Raw genomic sequence first — 16710 nt, 5'->3', positions numbered from 1 at the left:
CCTGCGAGGCAGCAGGCCTTGATGTTAAAACATGCTGTTTTTGTCAGCTATGGTGCTGATTAAAAACTGTGGGACAGCAGTGGCTGATGCGCCTTTTTTACTGGTTTACTCGGCTTCGATGCCGACAATCAGCCATGGAGCGCCGTCTTTGCTCAGATCGCGCTCCAGATGCCAGACGTCAAATACACCGTCTTCCGATTTTTCCAGCTCGTCTTTCACCCGGCCACGGAACAACACGCTGACCTCAGCCAGAACATCGCTGTGATCGGCACGCACGATCTCGGCGTTGAGATCCAGAATTTCAGTCTGTGGCGGTACCATCATGCTCTGGCGCTGACGGGCCAGTGCTGCATAAAGCTCAGGGCTGACGTATTCGGCAATAACGCTCAGGTCGCCGTTGTTCCAGGCATTCTGAACATCACGGAAATGCTGCAGGGCGCCGTCGGTAAAGGCCTGCGCATCAAAACCGTCAGGCAGATTCATTGGCTGCTGCTGACTATCCGCACCACCATCGAAATGATGAGCACTGGCCGGGTCCGGAGTATGCCCCGGCATATTGCCAGCCCAGGCCTCACGAGCCTGAGTCTGAGGTTGAGCGCGGCCACGCAGCAACTTCATAACGATGAAAATCAGACCCGCAATCAGCAGAATATCCATCAGCTGCAGTCCCTCGAAAGCACCGCTGCCGAGCAGATAGGCAAACAGGCCGCCAGCCAGCAATCCGCCCAGCATGCCACCCATCAGACCTTTGCTCTTACCGGCAGGTGCTGCCTGAGCTGGCTGTTGCTTCTGCGGCGCCTGCTGAGGCGTGGTTTTTTTGTAAGGGGTTGTCTGAAAGGCTTTACCGAAGCTGCCACTACCGAAACGTTTGCCGGCGTCGGCTGTTGATACCAGGCCCACGGTCAGAATCAGGCTGGTGAACAGGGTCCAGAAGATTTTCATAGTGCATCCAATTGTGTCAGAGGCAGCCATGGTAGGACATCTTGTAAGCCCCTGCCAGATGTTAACTGCTGCTTGTCATTTAACCACACTTTCTGTGTGTAATTGATTCAGATCAATTTTTGAACGATATGCTTCGATAGACTGCGGCCTACTCCGATAAGACTATCAATAACAAAAGAGAAGACCCGGCTGCAGAGCTTATGGAAAAGTTTGAGTGGACTGAGGACATGAACATCGGTATCGAGGTAATCGATTCGCAGCACCGGCGTATCGTCGATTACATCAATGACCTGTCTGATGCCATCAGTAAGAGCGAAGTCGAAGAAGTCTTCGACGTGATGGAACGCTTACGTGATTACACCTTTGATCACTTTGTGTTTGAGGAACAGCTGATGGAACAGGCGGGGTATCCGTTGCTGCAGTCGCACCAGATGGTACATCGCCGCTTTGAAGACAAGGTGCGCAACATGTACGACGAACTGACCGGCGGTAAAGATCCGTTCAGCGTTGCCCGTCGCGCCCGCACCTCGCTGATGGTGTGGCTGATTCAGCATATTCGTCATGAAGACGAAGATTATGTGTCGACGGTGAAAAAGATCGTCAGCAAAGAGCAGACCTGGATCAGTGGGGCCCTGAAGCGCATCTTCGGGGCCAGTGAGAAAACCAGTGGCTGAGCAATGCTACCGTTACCAGAACAGCCAGGCGTAGAGGGTAATGCACAGGATACAGACCAGATTGATAACGAAGCCTGCGCTCATCATCTCTTTCTGCTCTATATAGCCTGAAGCAAATACAATCGCGTTAGGCGGTGTCGCCACCGGCAGCATGAACGCACAGGATGCCGACACCGCAATCACTGCTGACAGCGCCACCGGAGATACCCCCAGGCTTTCGGCAATGGCAGCAAATACCGGCACCAGCAATGCTGCACTGGCGGTGTTGCTGGCAAATTCGGTGAGGAAAACTACAAAGGTTACCACCACGCCAATCGATAGCAGGGTGCCAGCCTGATGCAGTACATCACCAATGGTGTGGGCCAGAAACACACTGGTGCCGGTGGCTTTTAATACTGCGCTCAGGCACAGGCCGCCGCCGAACAGCAGCAACACACCCCAGTCGGTGGTGCGTTCAATATCGCGCCAGCGCACTACGCCGAAAAAGGCCAGCAGAATAATGGCGTTAATCGCGACGATGCTGTCGAATTTCGCCAGACCACCCAGCAAGGCGTTGATCGGTCCACTGAAAATCCAGCACAGCGCGGTAAACAGAAAAATAACCAGCGTCATGATGCGCGCTGGTGTCCACTGTAGTGGCTGGTGTTCTGCTGCAAAGCGATAGCCAAGATCCGGGCTGGTTTTGCGGTACAGAACATAGATTGCCAGGGGAAGCAGAATGGCAGACACAGGTGCGGCCAGAATCATCCAGTCGGCAAAGGTCATACCGTTCTGAGCGGCAGCGATGGCATTTGGCGGGCTGCCCACCAGAGTGGCAATGCCACCGATGCTGGCGCTGTAGGCAACCCCCAGCAGTGCAAAGACGTAGGTCGGACGCTGTTTAACCGGGTCCAGCTGACTGAGTACACCAAGCACCAGCGGCAGCATCATGGCCGTGGTGGCGGTATTACTGATCCACATCGACAGCCCTGCAGATACCGCAAACAGCATCAGCAGGGCGACACTAAGCCGACCACGAGCAAGGGTGAGTACCCGATTGGCGATGGCGGCATCCAGTTGCTGAGCATGTAATGCCGCGGCCAGGGCAAAGCCGCCTAAAAACAGAAAGATAATCGGGTTGGCAAAACTGCTGAGGGCTTTGCTGGTATCGAACACGCCGAAACCAACCGCCAGCAGTGGTACCAGCAACGCGGTAATGCTGACGTGAATCGCCTCGGTCAGCCACAACACCGCGACAAATACCAGAATACTCAGGCCCGTCACGATCTGGGGTTCTAATGGCAGGAAATTGTACAACGCAGCAAACAGCAGCACATCGAGCAGAATGATCAGATGTTTGCGATCAAACAGCGGTTCTGCTGGAACCTGTTCTGGTGTGTATTGGGGGCGGATATCCGACATAACTACCTCTGAATGTCATCGGCCATACCCTACACCTTTCGTCGGTCGGCGACCTGACGAGTGTCAGGAAGCGATAAAGTCGAAGTAAGTATCCGGGAATGGTTCGGCTTTCAGAGTAAAATGCCACCATTCTTCATGCACGCCAATAAAACCATGGGCTAGCATGATCTTCTGCAACATGGCGCGATTAGCCTTCTGTGAGCTGCTGATAGCCGAGTAGTCAGTCCAGGATTGCGGACCGAAAAAATCGAACGGCGTGCCCATATCCAGCTCACTGTTATCGGACAGACGAATCAGCGTCAGGTCGACCGTGCTGCCGCGGGAGTGTCCCGATGGCGAGTTCAGGTAGCCTTCTACCAGCAGGCGAGGTTTATCCAGCGCCGGATAGAATGCTTCTTTGCAGGTGATATCGTGATCGTCCGCGGCCCATTGCAGGAAAAAATCCACGGTACGCTGCGGGCGGTAAGCATCAAATACTTTAATACCCAGTCCCAGCGGTTTCAGCTGCGCCTGCACATCGCGCAGGGCACGTGCGGCGTCGCCGGTCAGAACGGCCGTTGCGTGCTCGTAACCAATCAGGGGTTTGCCGACAAAGTTATCGTCACTGGCGTATTTCAGGTCGACCTGCAGGTCCGGAATAACATCGGTCAGGCGTACAAAGCCTGAAGGGAGTTCGCCAAGGGCAGCGGAAAGCGTGGAAGATTGCATCAGAGTCATAACGGCTTAGCCAGAAAGTTACGCCCAGTATAGGCATAACGGTCGCCAGCAGGCGACCATCCGTTATGGTTTTCAGTATTGCGTGCCAGAGACAGTGCTCACACAGTGGCGGTCACTGTCTCCGAGCGCAAGCCTGTTAGGCGATACCGAGGGCAACGCCCGTTACGGCAATGGCAGCGCCTGCGCTACGACGGCTGATGTCAGCCGCTTTGCTGTAACCCAGAGACGCCAGAACGTAACCCACTGCATGCAGGATTGCCGTAGCCAGCAGGAAACCAGCGCTGTAAGTCATAGCGGATGCCATCAGTGGCATTTCTGCGCCGTGTGCAGCACCGTGGAAGAAAGCAAACACGCCGGCCAGAGCAACGCCTGCCAGCGCGCCTTTTTTCAGGTTAAGCGCCACCAGAGCACCGAACACCACTACAGACGCCACAATCATCATCTCGATACCGGCAATCGCCAGATCACTCATACCGGCGAAAGCACCAACCGCCATCATAGCTACAAACGCCAGCGGCGCCGCCCAGCGTGCACTGCCAGACTGACGTGCAGCCCACAGACCAACCGCCAGCATCGCCAGCAGGTGATCCAACCCGGTAAACGGATGGGCGACACCGGCAGCAAAACCAGAGGTTTCATGACCGGTGTGAGCCATAGCAGCGGCAGGCAGCAACAGGGCTGCGGCGGTGATAAATACTTTTTTCATAGTGTTCTCCCTGATAGGAAATTTTTTTAAGCTTGAAGCCTGACGCTGGAAGCTGGTTGCAGCGTCAGGCGTGTAAATTATTTTTCCGGTATCCGGTATCCGGCATCCGACATCCGACATCCGGCATCCGACATCCGACATCCGACATCCGACATCCGACATCCGACGTCGGACGTCCAGCGTCCATTACAAATACCTGAGCGTTATGAGCGCAGCTGAGGCAAGGCAAAAACAACTGAGGGAGCGCAGTGTATTAACCTACATGAGTATCCCGAAGGCGTTTTTAACGCCGCATCAGCAAGCGCAATAGCTCAGGTCAGACTACGGCTTTGGCTGGAGGGATCTCTTTCACCTCCAGCATCCCCTCGCTAACAATAAACTGAATAATATCGTCCAGGCCCTTCGCCACTTTCAGGTTAGAAAACACAAACGGACGCTCGCCGCGCATTTTCTTGGCATCACGATCCATGACATCCAGATCGGCGCCTACCAATGGTGCCAGATCGGTTTTATTAATCACCAGCAGATCAGAACGGGTAATACCCGGGCCGCCTTTACGTGGAATTTTGTCACCGGCGGATACGTCGATTACATAAATGGTCAGGTCGGATAATTCCGGGCTGAAGGTAGCGCTCAGGTTGTCGCCACCACTTTCGACAAACACCACATCCAGATCGCCATGACGCTTCATCAGTTCATCAATAGCGGCCAGGTTCATGGAGGCATCTTCACGAATGGCGGTATGCGGGCAGCCACCGGTTTCCACACCCATAATGCGATCGGCTTCCAGCGCTTCGTTACGGGTCAGAAACTCAGCGTCTTCCTTGGTGTAAATATCGTTGGTAACCACGGCGATGTTGTAGTGCTCGCGCAGGGCAGAACACAGGGAACGCAGCAGAGCAGTTTTACCGGAACCAACCGGGCCGCCAACACCAACGCGCAGAGTTTGTTTTTTCATATGTTTCTCCAGAAATTCTGAGTCTTGCTTAAATTCTTTAGTTTTACTTTTCAGGGCGCTAACCAAATGCAGATAACGCCCTGGTAATTATTACTTTCAGAGCGTTGGCGAAGCTGCAATGCCATACCGCTAATGATGAGGCCCTGTTTCCTTTGCTAAAGGTGAAGCAGTCAGGACGCGGCAAAAATTATCGAAGGAGCGGAGTGTAGTTAGTCTACATGAGCATCCTGAGAAAATTTTTAACAAAGTCCTGACAATGCAACTAGCCCTCATGAGCGGAATAGCCTTGTATATTGCGTCTCATGCTTAGCACTCGCTATCGCCATCGCCGGTAACGAGCCGCCAATTTCGTCTTCTTCCACGCCATGAGAAATTTCGATGGTCTGTGGAATCAGGGTCTGTAAATCACTTAATAATTGCTGCGCCTGGGTCTGTCCCAGAGGCACCAGCTTGGTTGCCGCCGCTACCTGATTTTCCAGCCAGGCCCAGCTTAAGCCAGTGGCGGCGGATTCATAGGGAATCTGCCACTGCACCGCAGGCCAGGCGTACAAAGCAACAAAACTGATATCGCCTTCTGCATTCAGGGCGTAAGCGGGCAGGGTGACATCCAGACTTTTCAGCAAACGCACCAGCGCTTCGCCCATGGCGGTATCGGTTAAGCGCAGCTCGCGGGTTTCGCGGCTGGCGAGAATTAAATCGTTCCACTCGCTCCAGCGAGCTTCATCTGCCGCCGCTACCGCCTGCATCGCACCTTTTAATACCGGCAGATCAATCAGCGCCTGGGTTTCATGCAGCTGCATGGCAATCCAGTCGCGGGTTTTTGCCATATTGCTCACCCAGCCGCTTTCTACGGCATACTCCAGCCCCTGAGAAAAGGCGAAGCCGCCCACCGGCAGGCTGACACTGGACAGCTGCAATAAACGCAGTAAGCCCGGAGTGGTGAGCAGAGCAGACTGATCAGTCATGGTCATGACCATGTGAGTGCCCGTGCGAATGCCCATGACCATGCGAGTGCCCATGGCTGTGTGAATGACCGTGGCTATCTCCATGGCTGTGTGAGTGGTCATCATCATGGTGATGGCCATGCGAGTGACCGTGAGAATGGCCTCCGGAATAGGCGCCATTTTCCGGTACAAATACTGCCTGTTCATGGCTCACCATTAAACCTAACTGATGCAGCATATCTTCCAGCACATGGTCGGGTTTAATGCGCAACCAGCGGTCGCCCACTTCCACTTTTACGTGGCGGTTACCGAGGTGATAACAGGCCTTGGCAAAGGTATTCCAATCGTCTGACGTGGCCAGCGCAACGTCCTCGACGGCGCCCTGTACCTGCACAATTCTGCCATCACTGGCTTTTAAATATTCGCCCACGATTAACGGCTTACCACGCTCCAGAAACAGGCGAACTTCTTCGCCATCGGTGCTGGTGAGTTTCAGCCGACCACGGTCGCGCTTTTCGTAATCAACCACCACGGTGCAGTACACTGTGGTGTTGTCGATATTCTCAGGATGAGTCCCTAAGCGTTCATATACTTCAAGCATGGGGCGTCCTTAAAACAGGTTATACAGTTGTGCCAATGGCAGTTCGGTGGCTGGCTCGCAGGTGAGCAGCTCGCCGTCGGCACGAACTTCATAGGTTTGCGGATCGACGGTAATGGTCGGCATCCAGTCATTCAGCACCATATCGCTCTTGCGAATGTTGCGGGTATTTTTACAGGCGGCGAGATTTCGCTGCAGACCGTATTTTTCTTTAACGTTATTGTTCAGTGCGGCTTCCGACACAAAGGTAACGCAGGTTTTATTCACCGCGCGGCCCATGGCGCCAAACATCATGCGGTAGTGCACGGGTTGCGGGGTCGGGATTGACGCGTTCGGGTCACCCATGGGTGCAGCAGCGATCATACCGCCTTTAATAATCATGCTCGGCTTGGCCGCAAAGAAGGCTGGTTTCCACAGCACCAGATCCGCCAGCTTACCTTTTTCGATGGAGCCGATTTCATGCGATACACCGTGGGCAATGGCCGGATTGATGGTGTATTTGGCAATGTAGCGACGGGCGCGGAAGTTATCGGCACCCAGATTTTCATCTTCTTTTAAGTAGCCGAACTGTACTTTCATTTTATGTGCAGTCTGCCAGGTGCGGGTTACCACTTCACCGACACGGCCCATGGCCTGAGAATCGGAAGAAATCATGCTGAAAGCACCACGGTCGTGGAAAATATCTTCGGCAGCGATGGTTTCCTTACGGATGCGCGAATCGGCAAAGGCCACGTCTTCCGGAATGGAACTGTCCAGGTGGTGACATACCATCAGCATATCCAGATGCTCGTCCACCGTGTTAGCGGTGTACGGACGCGTCGGGTTGGTGGAAGAGGGCAGTACATTCGGATAAGCGCAGGCGCGGATAATATCCGGCGCGTGACCACCACCGGCACCTTCGGTGTGGTAGGTATGAATTACACGGTCTTTAAAAGCACCAATGGTGTCATCGACAAAACCCGATTCATTCAGGGTGTCGGTGTGAATAGCGACCTGAACATCGTATTTTTCCGCCACCGATAAACAGCAGTCAATCGATGCCGGTGTCGTGCCCCAGTCTTCGTGCAATTTTAAACCACAGGCACCGGCTTCCAGCTGTTCTTCCAGTGCTTCTGGCAGCGAAGCATTGCCCTTACCGAGAAAGCCAAAGTTCATTGGCAGATCGTCAGTGCCCTGCAGCATCTTTTCGATATACCAGGGGCCGGAAGTACAGGTGGTGGCGTTGGTGCCGGTCGCCGGGCCGGTACCACCACCAATCATGGTGGTAACACCGCTCATTAAGGCTTCTTCAACCTGTTGCGGACAAATAAAGTGAATATGGGCGTCGATACCACCGGCGGTAAGAATCGAACCTTCACCGGCGATGACTTCGGTGCCGGGGCCGATAATAATATCGATGTTGTCCTGCACATCCGGGTTGCCGGCTTTACCCACGGCAAAAATGCGACCGTCCTTAACACCAACATCGGCTTTAACCACACCCCAGTGGTCTAGAACCACGGCATTGGTAATCACCAGATCAACACATTCTTCACTCGTACGCTGGCTCTGGCCCATGCCATCGCGGATTACTTTACCGCCGCCAAACTTCACTTCGTCACCGTAGGTGGTGAAGTCTTTTTCAATCTGAATAAATAATTCGGTATCACCCAGGCGCACTTTATCGCCTGTGGTCGGGCCAAACATCTGCGCGTAAGACGTTCTGTCCATGGTACGGCTCATAATACTAACCCCTTACTGTTTACAGTTTGCCCATTACATCGCCACGGAAACCGTAGACGATACGATCACCAGCGTATTCCACCAGTTCCACTTCACGGCCCTGACCCGGTTCGAAACGCACGGCGGTGCCGGACGGGATATTCAGACGAAAACCACGCGCCTGTTCACGATCGAACGACAGTGCCAGATTGGTTTCGTAAAAGTGGTAGTGTGATCCGACCTGAATAGGGCGGTCGCCGGTATTTTCTACGCGAATGGTGATGGTCTTGCGTCCTTCGTTCAGAACGATCTCGCCATCGGCAGGAATAATTTCACCCGGGATCATGTTCTTCTCCTTAAATTCTGGCAGCGCCGGTAGTTTTAAACGATAGGCTCATGAACGGTAACGAGTTTGGTGCCGTCCGGGAAAGTCGCTTCTACCTGCACTTCATGAATCAGCTCCGGCACACCGTCCATTACCTGATCCGCAGTCAGTAGGGTTTTGCCATAACTCATCAGTTCGGCCACGGTTTTGCCATCGCGGGCGCCTTCTATAATTTCCATAGTGAGATAAGCCATCGCTTCCGGATAATTCAGTTTCAGGCCGCGGTTTAAACGTCGCTCGGCCAGCAACGCTGCGGTAAAAATCAGCAGCTTGTCTTTCTCGCGTGGCAGCAGTTCCATCGTTCACCTCAAATAATTCTTCAATAAATACGGTTAAAAAAAGGTTGGCTATTCGTATGCTTTATGTCGCCCAGATACGCGGCGCGCAAGCCGGGCGCTGCATCAGCGCCGGGCGTAATAACTTCCACGCCTCAGTCAGCAGCAGGCGCGCTTTTTCACTACAACTTCCCAGATAGCGCACAGTAATAAACTCACCATTTTTACTGGCACCTGCCATATGTTCGTCACACAGGGTCTGTAGTTGTGTCATTAAGGCTTCGGCTTCGCCCTCTGGAGGAACAGAAGAAAAAGGCCCGGCAACCAGTAAGCCGTGCACCGGCAACTGACGGTACCCCGCACTGGCATTCAGCACGTCGTTATTGTCCGGGGTTAGCTTTAAGCGCTCGTTCAGTAACAGGCGGCCATCACAATAAATTTTCAGCCCCTGTTTCAGCGTGGTTTGCTGGTCTTCATCATTTAAACGGATACCGTTGGCGGGCAGTCCCAGACTGACAATATCCCAGCCAATAAAAGTGCTGCTGTCGCTCATATTCACCCGGGTTTCCAGCCGCGCCTTCGATGACGGAAAGAGGATGGTCTCCAGCGGCATCCACTCCAGTGCCGATTGCTTGCCAATGACGAGCTCAATCGTTTGCTGCTGCAGCAGACCATCGGGACGGGCGCGATAGACACGGCCTGCACCGGGAGTTGTTACCAGAACATGAGCCTGTTCGACACTCTCTACCCGAATGGTCAGCTGGTCGCCAGACACCATGCCACCGGGTGGGTGCAGTAAATACAGGTGTGCACAGTCCGGCCCTTCGGGATAGAAAGGTTTTTGCACATAAAGAGGGCCTTTGTGGTTTTTATGCACCAACTTTGTGCCTCTTGCGGTTTTTCGCAGAGTTAAGTCCAGATGAGCGTTCCAGTATGGTGCATCAACCTGTGGGCCTGTCAGAGGCTGAACGGGCAGATTCAAGCCGTTTCTCCTTAGTCACCGGCAACCCTGCCAGCGGTTCATAACGCATTAATGTGCCTTTACTAAGCAAAGCTGATACCAAGCTGACTAGCTGGTCAGGTTTTGGGACTTTCAGGTCTGCGGTCTGTTAGCTGTGGGGTAAAGTCCAGCGGACTGGTCGTGCCGGCAAAATGCTGTCCGATGACATGGGTATAGATCTGAGTCGTGGCAACATCGCTATGGCCCAGTAACTCCTGTACCGTTCTGATATCCCGTCCCGAGCGTAACAGCTCGGTTGCAAAGCTATGCCGGAATGTATGGCAGGTAATGCGCTTTGAAACCAGATCGGCATCCAGAACCGCCTGTTTTAACGCCCTGCGTGGCACGGAGTCATGTAAATGGTGGCGACAAAGGATTTTGGTATAAGGGTGGGTACAAACCGTCGTCGATGGAAAAACAAACATCCACGCGGGTTGCCGATGAGCAGATGGGTATTTTTTGCCAAGAGCACCAGGAAGGGAGGGCCCCAGACCTCGGTCGTTATCGCTTTTCTGTAATGCTATTGCCTTATCGAAAAAATCGTCACATAAGGGCTTCAGGCTTTGCGGCAGGATAGTAACCCGGTCTTTAGCGCCTTTACCGTCGAATACCGTCAGCGAACCGCGCGGGAAATCAAAGTCTTTAATGCGCAAACGCAGGCACTCGGATATACGCAGTCCCGAACCAAATAACAGTGAAAATATAAGCCGATCGCGTTTATCACAGACGCTGAGAATTCTCCCTACCTCGTATGGTGACAATACCGTGGGCAAATGCCGCGGGCGTGTAGCAAAAGTAAACCCTATATCACCAAGAGGTTGGTTCAGGTACTTGTTGTACAAAAAGGCCAGAGCATTAAGTGCGATTTTCTGAGTGTTAATGGCAACGTCTCTGCGGTTAGCAAGAAAGCTGAGAAACATGATGACATGGTCAGGCCCCAGGCTGGCTGGATGCTGCAAACGGTGAAAGCGGATATAGAACCTGATCCAGTAAATATAGGTATGTTCCGTGCGGATGCTGTAGCCATGCAGTCGCATGAATTCACGTACTTCTGTCAGAAACTTACTCTTCGCCATCCCGATCTCCGAATGTAAAGATATACTGTTTATATATACAGTATATTTCCGGATTTTCAAGAAATCTGGCACGCTTTACATTCGTGCTTGCTCGTTTTGCCAGAGGGTAGTAACGTAAACGTCAAATGAATCAATAACTTGCCCTCTGTTTGCAGGAGAGGTTTACAAGTTTATGTGCGCAGCAGGTCGGAGTTAACAGGCGTGCGCGTTTTTCTGGAAGGGATTTTTGAGTTATGGAAGATTTCTCAACCTGGTCAGTAAGTTACGTAGGGTTTCTCGAAAGAGTCGCCCAGGATAAGTGCGCACGCACACTAATAAGCTGTTAAGTTTCTAGGAGAGCTCATTGCAAGCAGCAACAATTAAAATATTTCTAGTTCACGGAAGCCCGAGCGGGCTTAGAACTGCAGAACTATCGAATTGGTCTGGGAAAGCTATTGCTGCTCCGAGGACTGAGATATCCGACCTTTTGAAGAGAGAAGAGCTCGCAAGCCCTGGATTTTATCTTCTGACAGGCGTTGAACCTGACTCAGGGGAAAGAGCTATTTATATCGGCGAAGCTGAAAATGTCGCGAATAGGCTTAAAGGTCACGCTACTAAAGACTTTTGGAATGCAGCAACTGTCTTTGTATCTAAAGATGAAAACCTCACTAAAGCGCATATTCGGTATCTAGAGGGTATTTTAATTGAAAAGGCGAATAGCAATGGCGCAGCCATTGTTATGAACTCTGCGAGTAGTGGAGCAAGGTTGCCTGAGTCTGATGCGGCAGAAATGGATGTTTTCCTAGAGAAATGTCTACAGTTACTTCCAGTCTTAGGTATTCCAGATTTTAATGAAAAAGTAGATCAAGCTAGCGAATCGAAAGACCTTTTATATTGCAAAATTAAAGGGCTGACGGCTACTGGCAAGAGAACAGCGAATGGTTTTATTGTATTTGCTGGCTCGCAAGCTGTTTTAGAGCATAGGCCTTCAGCAAAGCGTATGAGGGATAAAAGGGAGCAGCTTATTGAGAAAGGGCTTCTCTTGGAAAAGGATGGCCATCTTGTCTTTGTGAAAGACATTGAATTCGGTTCACCAAGTACTGCTGGCAGTGTCGTTCGTGGCGGCAATACAAATGGCCTCACTAATTGGAGAAATTCGCAGGGCATTCAGCTCAAAGAGATTGAAGCCAGCGAAACTTAACAAGCGCATGTTGTCGGACTGGTGATCTTCCCCCGCTTTAACGGACACCAAAGTCAAACTGACGAGGTGTCCAATGCCAAAATATACTCAGCCAAGGAAGACCTGGCAGTATTCAAATGAATTTAAAGTCAAAGCAGTACAGTTAAGTCTGATTGAAGGGATTCAGGTTCAGGAAGTTGCCAATACACTCGACATACATCCGTTCATGCTGTCACGATGGCGGAAAGAATACCGTGAAGGCAAAATCGTGGCAGATAAGCGCAAGAAGTTAACCGAAGCGACCAGCAAGCAAGAAAAGGAAATCTCCAAACTGAAGAAACTTGAAGCCGAGAACAAAAAGCTGAAACAGGAAGTTGACCTGCTAAAAAAGTGGCAACGGTTTCTTGCGGAGGAACATCAGCAAGATATCGATTCATCGAGAAATTCGGACAAGAACTAGGCGTTAAGCGCACGTGTGAGTGGCTGGGTGTATCCCGTAGTGGCTTCTATGCATGGCTTAACAGAGAGCCGTCTGAACGTAAGCAATCAGATATGGGGCTAAAGATTCTCATCAAGAAAATCTCGGATGAGAACGAAGGTCGCTATGGAAGCCCGAGAATCTGGAAAGCCCTGTTAAAGCAGGGATATCAGGTCAGTAGGAAGCGTGTAGCGCGGCTGATGCAAGAGATGGGACTGATCGCTCGGGTAACTCAGGTAACGCACCGGGCACCAGGGTTGAGACGCTTTCTGGCGTCAGGAGAGAACCTTCGCTCTGATGGAGCAGTTCCTGACAACAAAAATAAAGTTTGGGTGGCTGATGTGACGTACCTGAAGGTGAAGAAACAGTGGCATTATCTGTCGGTAATCATGGATCTGTATTCACGCCGGGTGGTTGGCTGGAGCCTCGACACCAAAAGAACGACGGAAGTTACTCGCAGAACATTGTGTTAGCGTGGGTGTCTCGGTAGTTCGCAGCAGAGGATTTGAAGTATGCTTTGGCGAGATACATCAATGATTACTACAACAGAAAGCGGCTGCATTCGGGAATCGGTTACTGTTCACCGATGGAATACGAGCGAATAGCAGCATGAAAATGAACGTGTCCGTTTATCGGGGCAAGATCAGCCCTTCGGGCACCGGACTCGCTTCGCTCGCCGCTGTTAGCGGCGTTATGGCTTAGAGGTAAAACGATGATATGCCCTCATTGCAAAGAAAATGTTGGAGTCTTCTCCAAAGCGGTGAATACTTGGGGAAAGAATAAGATTTGTCCGCATTGTGGAAAAATTATCGCAATTTATATTCCAGCTAAAGGTACCGCTCTAATATCTGGTTTGTTTGCCAGTTTCATAATATTTGACGATACCATCGAGTCGTATATTGGTGTTATTGGGTTAGTCGTTTTAGCTAGTTTTGTAGGTGGTTTCGCGGCACTTTCCTCGCTTCGCATAAAGCCTTTGAATAAGTAAACTACGAAAGTTGTTTGCGCGAGAAGTTGTGTTAGCGTGGGTGTCTCGATAGTTCCTTGTCTGCTGCAGAGCTGGGATGATTGGTACGGAAGGATTTGAGAATTTAAAAGGCAGAACAGCTACTTATGATTAGTATCAATAAGGATCAGGGTGTAATTGATATCGACTCCCCATTTGCTAAGAGTGTTCATGGATGGGGTAAGGTGTTTGTCGGTGTCGGGGTGGCATTCTTGCTGGCAGCTGCATTTGAACCAGTACTGTCTCCGGCCATGTGGGTGATGATTGTTACTGCGGTTGTGGTTTTTTTCATACCGGGTTTTCTGATGCTGCGTTACAGGCTTCATATTCTTATTGAGAGAGGTCGCTTAGTAGAACATAAGATCCGTCTTTATAAAGAAAGCATCACTGAAATTCGTTTTGACAGTGTGAGTAAAATCTGCTTGATGTTCAGTATATCAACTGCAACCAGTGCCGGTAATCAGACCACCTTTATGATCTACCCGGTGTTGGTTCTGAATCGCCAGGGCATTGCCCGCTATGGCGATTATTATTATTCACTGTTGGGCAATCTTGGGCTGGATGAATTTGCCAACAGAAGGCAGTTTTTTGATGCGTTGGATGATTTGTCGGAGATCACCGGGCTGCAAGTAACGGCCAGCAAACTTTGCCCGCCAGAAGTATTTGAACGATTTGAAAAAGATGATTGGAGATAATATGGCTCAATCAATGAATATCAGGGGGCAGCGTATGATGCGATGGTGACAAACTAACGAGACATGATCTTCCCCGCTTTAACGGACACCAAAGTCAAACTGACGAGGTGTCCAATGCCAAAATATACTCAGCCGAGGAAGACCTGGCAGTATTCAAATGAATTTAAAGTCAAAGCAGTACAGTTAAGTCTGATTGAAGGGATTCAGGTTCAGGAAGTTGCCAATACACTCGACATACATCGAATAAGTAGGACATCCACTCTAATAAACCCGTACTTTACAGCCTGAAAGGCAGCTGCTTGCAGTCCAGCTTGTTCGAGTGTAAACAAAATTCCTATGGCCTAAGCCAGTGTTCTGAATTAAGAGGCGAGAGTGGATATTCCAGGCACGACGACCCCTCAGGAGTGCCTGATTCTTTTGAGATTGTGAAGGGAAATACCTAACCGAAGGCTGTCCGACAACGATTCAGCCCGGGTGGGCGTTGGTATTTTAATCGCTCGCAGGTGGTGCGGAGTTTTTCTTCGTTGCCTGCAAAGGTGCTAAACGTTTGCTCGAAGTTCTGCGTCATGCTGAGCCAGCGATCTTCATCTAATCCCAGTCGTTCCAGAATCTTTGCTGAGTTGTCTGGAATATATCCTCGCTTGTCATCTCGGATTATACGGCCTGTGGCATCGACCAGTTCCAGATAATCAGAAGAATAAGTAGGACATCCACTCTAATAAACCCGTACTTTACAGCCTGAAAGGCAGCTGCTTGCAGTCCAGCTTGTTCGAGTGTAAACAAAATTCCTATGGCCTAAGCCAGTGTTCTGAATTAAGAGGCGAGAGTGGATATTCCAGGCACGACGACCCCTCAGGAGTGCCTGATTCTTTTGAGATTGTGAAGGGAAATACCTAACCGAAGGCTGTCCGACAACGATTCAGCCCGGGTGGGCGTTGGTATTTTAATCGCTCGCAGGTGGTGCGGAGTTTTTCTTCGTTGCCTGCAAAGGTGCTAAACGTTTGCTCGAAGTTCTGCGTCATGCTGAGCCAGCGATCTTCATCTAATCCCAGTCGTTCCAGAATCTTTGCTGAGTTGTCTGGAATATATCCTCGCTTGTCATCTCGGATTATACGGCCTGTGGCATCGACCAGTTCCAGATAATCAGTAAGTTTCATAGAAATGCCCTTGGGCATATTCTGGCGAGGGTTTCCGGCAAATGGCAGTAGTTCTTTAGGTTGCTGGTGCAGGTGGTTGGGAGCCTGCACGGTTTGTGCTTTTTCAGATCTGGATTTTATGGATGTATGGTCAGACTCTTCCGGCGTTTTCGCCATCCCTGCGCGTACAGGGTTTAAATCGACATAGGCCATGCAGGCAGCAAGAGCCGCTTCATCCAGTAGCGCCTGTGATTTAAATCGTCCCTCCCAGAATCGACCAGTGCAGTCATCTTCCAGATTTGCCTCTCGGGCGATGGATTCATTCAATACGCGCATAAACCAGCTTATGTCGGTAAGGCGAGAGCGCCATTCTGTTATGTAGATTTGCAGGCGAGCCAGATCGGCTTTATTCAGATCATCACCGCGCATAAGGCGCTGAGACAACAGATTTCCTTTGAATAGTGAATGCCAACGTTCGATGACTTCCTCATCGGTCCAGCATTCGCTCGCGTCGGAATCTATATAAAGCACCACATGATAGTGATTGCTCATAATCGCATAGGCAGCGATTTGAATGGCAAAGATCTGTGGCAGCTCTAAGAGTTTGTTCTCAAGCCAGCCACGACGATGTTCGTAACTTTCACCGGTTAAGGAGTCTGTACCACAAAGAAACGCACGTCTGACACAACGGGAAACGCAGTGGTAATAAGGCGTATCTTCAATTGATACCTGTTGCTTCCGTGGCTTGGGCATGACGCATTCCATTGCAGATCGTAATCATCAGCTTAGTGAGTGCTTTTTAATCCCGCAATCGGAAGTAAGAGCTAGAGTGGATGTCCCTTTATAAGGAAATCTCTGT

The 16710-nt window shown here is 51.0% G+C and carries 16 protein-coding genes and 2 pseudogenes; 5 read left to right on the top strand and 13 right to left on the bottom strand.

Translation table 11 applies throughout. From position 1 onward, the window contains the following. Positions 1-105 precede the first annotated feature (105 nt). Positions 106-942, bottom strand: coding sequence for a Tim44 domain-containing protein (locus I9W95_RS06625; RefSeq protein ID WP_225673109.1), 837 nt, complete (start codon positions 940-942; stop codon positions 106-108). A gap of 200 nt (positions 943-1142) precedes the next feature. Between I9W95_RS06625 and I9W95_RS06620 the strand changes: the two genes are divergently transcribed. Continuing rightward, on the top strand, positions 1143-1616 hold the full coding sequence (locus tag I9W95_RS06620; protein WP_225673107.1) for a bacteriohemerythrin: 474 nt from the start codon (positions 1143-1145) through the stop codon (positions 1614-1616). 12 nt (positions 1617-1628) lie between these two features. On the opposite strand, the gene I9W95_RS06615 is transcribed toward I9W95_RS06620, so the two are convergent. The 11 genes from I9W95_RS06615 to I9W95_RS06565 all read right to left on the bottom strand — a co-directional run bounded on the left by I9W95_RS06615 (position 1629) and on the right by I9W95_RS06565 (position 11377). Then, positions 1629-3017: an SLC13 family permease gene (locus I9W95_RS06615; RefSeq protein ID WP_225673105.1), complete on the bottom strand. Its 1389-nt coding sequence runs from the start codon at positions 3015-3017 to the stop codon at positions 1629-1631. 63 nt (positions 3018-3080) lie between these two features. Continuing rightward, positions 3081-3734 (bottom strand): M15 family metallopeptidase, encoded by a 654-nt coding sequence (locus I9W95_RS06610; RefSeq protein ID WP_225673103.1) that lies wholly within the window; start codon positions 3732-3734, stop codon positions 3081-3083. Positions 3735-3870: 136 nt separating this feature from the next. Beyond that, complete coding sequence (locus I9W95_RS06605) at positions 3871-4440, bottom strand: HupE/UreJ family protein (protein WP_225673101.1); 570 nt, start codon at positions 4438-4440, stop codon at positions 3871-3873. Between the two features lie 316 nt (positions 4441-4756). Next, the gene (gene ureG / locus I9W95_RS06600; RefSeq protein WP_225673099.1) at positions 4757-5398 is read right to left on the bottom strand and encodes an urease accessory protein UreG; all 642 of its coding nucleotides are present in this window, start codon (positions 5396-5398) and stop codon (positions 4757-4759) included. A 269-nt stretch (positions 5399-5667) separates the two neighbouring features. Continuing rightward, positions 5668-6363, bottom strand: coding sequence for an urease accessory protein UreF (locus I9W95_RS06595; protein WP_404818746.1), 696 nt, complete (start codon positions 6361-6363; stop codon positions 5668-5670). Continuing rightward, positions 6356-6943 (bottom strand): urease accessory protein UreE, encoded by a 588-nt coding sequence (gene ureE / locus I9W95_RS06590; RefSeq protein ID WP_318653597.1) that lies wholly within the window; start codon positions 6941-6943, stop codon positions 6356-6358. The genes I9W95_RS06595 and ureE overlap by 8 nt, the downstream gene beginning before the upstream one ends. 9 nt (positions 6944-6952) lie before the next feature. Further along, positions 6953-8662, bottom strand: coding sequence for an urease subunit alpha (gene ureC / locus I9W95_RS06585; RefSeq protein ID WP_225673097.1), 1710 nt, complete (start codon positions 8660-8662; stop codon positions 6953-6955). Between the two features lie 19 nt (positions 8663-8681). Continuing rightward, complete coding sequence (locus tag I9W95_RS06580) at positions 8682-8987, bottom strand: urease subunit beta (protein WP_225673095.1); 306 nt, start codon at positions 8985-8987, stop codon at positions 8682-8684. A gap of 35 nt (positions 8988-9022) precedes the next feature. Next, positions 9023-9325 (bottom strand): urease subunit gamma, encoded by a 303-nt coding sequence (locus I9W95_RS06575; protein ID WP_225673092.1) that lies wholly within the window; start codon positions 9323-9325, stop codon positions 9023-9025. Positions 9326-9386: 61 nt separating this feature from the next. Beyond that, positions 9387-10283, bottom strand: a complete 897-nt coding sequence (locus tag I9W95_RS06570) for an urease accessory protein UreD (RefSeq protein ID WP_225673090.1) — start codon at positions 10281-10283, stop codon at positions 9387-9389. Between the two features lie 95 nt (positions 10284-10378). After that, positions 10379-11377 carry an integron integrase gene (locus tag I9W95_RS06565; protein ID WP_225673115.1) on the bottom strand — a complete coding sequence of 333 codons (999 nt, stop codon included), beginning with the start codon at positions 11375-11377 and terminating at the stop codon, positions 10379-10381. Between the two features lie 343 nt (positions 11378-11720). Between I9W95_RS06565 and I9W95_RS06560 the strand changes: the two genes are divergently transcribed. The 4 genes and pseudogenes from I9W95_RS06560 to I9W95_RS06545 form a co-directional block, all read left to right on the top strand. Then, positions 11721-12557 (top strand): GIY-YIG nuclease family protein, encoded by an 837-nt coding sequence (locus I9W95_RS06560; RefSeq protein WP_225673088.1) that lies wholly within the window; start codon positions 11721-11723, stop codon positions 12555-12557. Positions 12558-12630: 73 nt separating this feature from the next. Continuing rightward, positions 12631-13627: pseudogene (locus I9W95_RS06555) on the top strand (IS3 family transposase). 500 nt (positions 13628-14127) lie between these two features. Beyond that, positions 14128-14715, top strand: a complete 588-nt coding sequence (locus I9W95_RS06550) for a hypothetical protein (RefSeq protein ID WP_225673086.1) — start codon at positions 14128-14130, stop codon at positions 14713-14715. Positions 14716-14829: 114 nt separating this feature from the next. Continuing rightward, positions 14830-14955, top strand: a pseudogene (locus tag I9W95_RS06545) (IS3-like element ISCps3 family transposase); the annotation flags it as partial. 653 nt (positions 14956-15608) lie between these two features. On the opposite strand, the gene I9W95_RS06540 reads toward I9W95_RS06545, so the two are convergent. Further along, positions 15609-16604 (bottom strand): transposase, encoded by a 996-nt coding sequence (locus I9W95_RS06540; RefSeq protein WP_225673084.1) that lies wholly within the window; start codon positions 16602-16604, stop codon positions 15609-15611. Positions 16605-16710 lie beyond the last annotated feature (106 nt).

Origin of the sequence: Thalassolituus marinus (genome assembly GCF_020320395.1) — a bacterium.
GTDB classification, from domain to species: Bacteria; Pseudomonadota; Gammaproteobacteria; order Pseudomonadales; family Oceanobacteraceae; genus Venatoribacter; species Venatoribacter marinus.
The sequence above is the reverse complement of the archived record's forward strand: the minus strand, read 5'-3'. Positions and strand labels throughout refer to the sequence as shown.

What these genes read in the sequence shown, in the direction of transcription:
- I9W95_RS06625 (WP_225673109.1), bottom strand. Translation starts at nt 942, where the DNA reads ATGAAAATCTTCTGGACCCTGTTCACCAGCCTGATTCTGACCGTGGGC.
- I9W95_RS06620 (WP_225673107.1), top strand. Translation starts at nt 1,143, where the DNA reads ATGGAAAAGTTTGAGTGGACTGAGGACATGAACATCGGTATCGAGGTA.
- I9W95_RS06615 (WP_225673105.1), bottom strand. Translation starts at nt 3,017, where the DNA reads ATGTCGGATATCCGCCCCCAATACACACCAGAACAGGTTCCAGCAGAA.
- I9W95_RS06610 (WP_225673103.1), bottom strand. Translation starts at nt 3,734, where the DNA reads ATGACTCTGATGCAATCTTCCACGCTTTCCGCTGCCCTTGGCGAACTC.
- I9W95_RS06605 (WP_225673101.1), bottom strand. Translation starts at nt 4,440, where the DNA reads ATGAAAAAAGTATTTATCACCGCCGCAGCCCTGTTGCTGCCTGCCGCT.
- ureG (WP_225673099.1), bottom strand. Translation starts at nt 5,398, where the DNA reads ATGAAAAAACAAACTCTGCGCGTTGGTGTTGGCGGCCCGGTTGGTTCC.
- I9W95_RS06595 (WP_404818746.1), bottom strand. Translation starts at nt 6,363, where the DNA reads ATGACTGATCAGTCTGCTCTGCTCACCACTCCGGGCTTACTGCGTTTA.
- ureE (WP_318653597.1), bottom strand. Translation starts at nt 6,943, where the DNA reads ATGCTTGAAGTATATGAACGCTTAGGGACTCATCCTGAGAATATCGAC.
- ureC (WP_225673097.1), bottom strand. Translation starts at nt 8,662, where the DNA reads ATGAGCCGTACCATGGACAGAACGTCTTACGCGCAGATGTTTGGCCCG.
- I9W95_RS06580 (WP_225673095.1), bottom strand. Translation starts at nt 8,987, where the DNA reads ATGATCCCGGGTGAAATTATTCCTGCCGATGGCGAGATCGTTCTGAAC.
- I9W95_RS06575 (WP_225673092.1), bottom strand. Translation starts at nt 9,325, where the DNA reads ATGGAACTGCTGCCACGCGAGAAAGACAAGCTGCTGATTTTTACCGCA.
- I9W95_RS06565 (WP_225673115.1), bottom strand. Translation starts at nt 11,377, where the DNA reads ATGGCGAAGAGTAAGTTTCTGACAGAAGTACGTGAATTCATGCGACTG.
- I9W95_RS06550 (WP_225673086.1), top strand. Translation starts at nt 14,128, where the DNA reads ATGATTAGTATCAATAAGGATCAGGGTGTAATTGATATCGACTCCCCA.
- I9W95_RS06540 (WP_225673084.1), bottom strand. Translation starts at nt 16,604, where the DNA reads ATGCCCAAGCCACGGAAGCAACAGGTATCAATTGAAGATACGCCTTAT.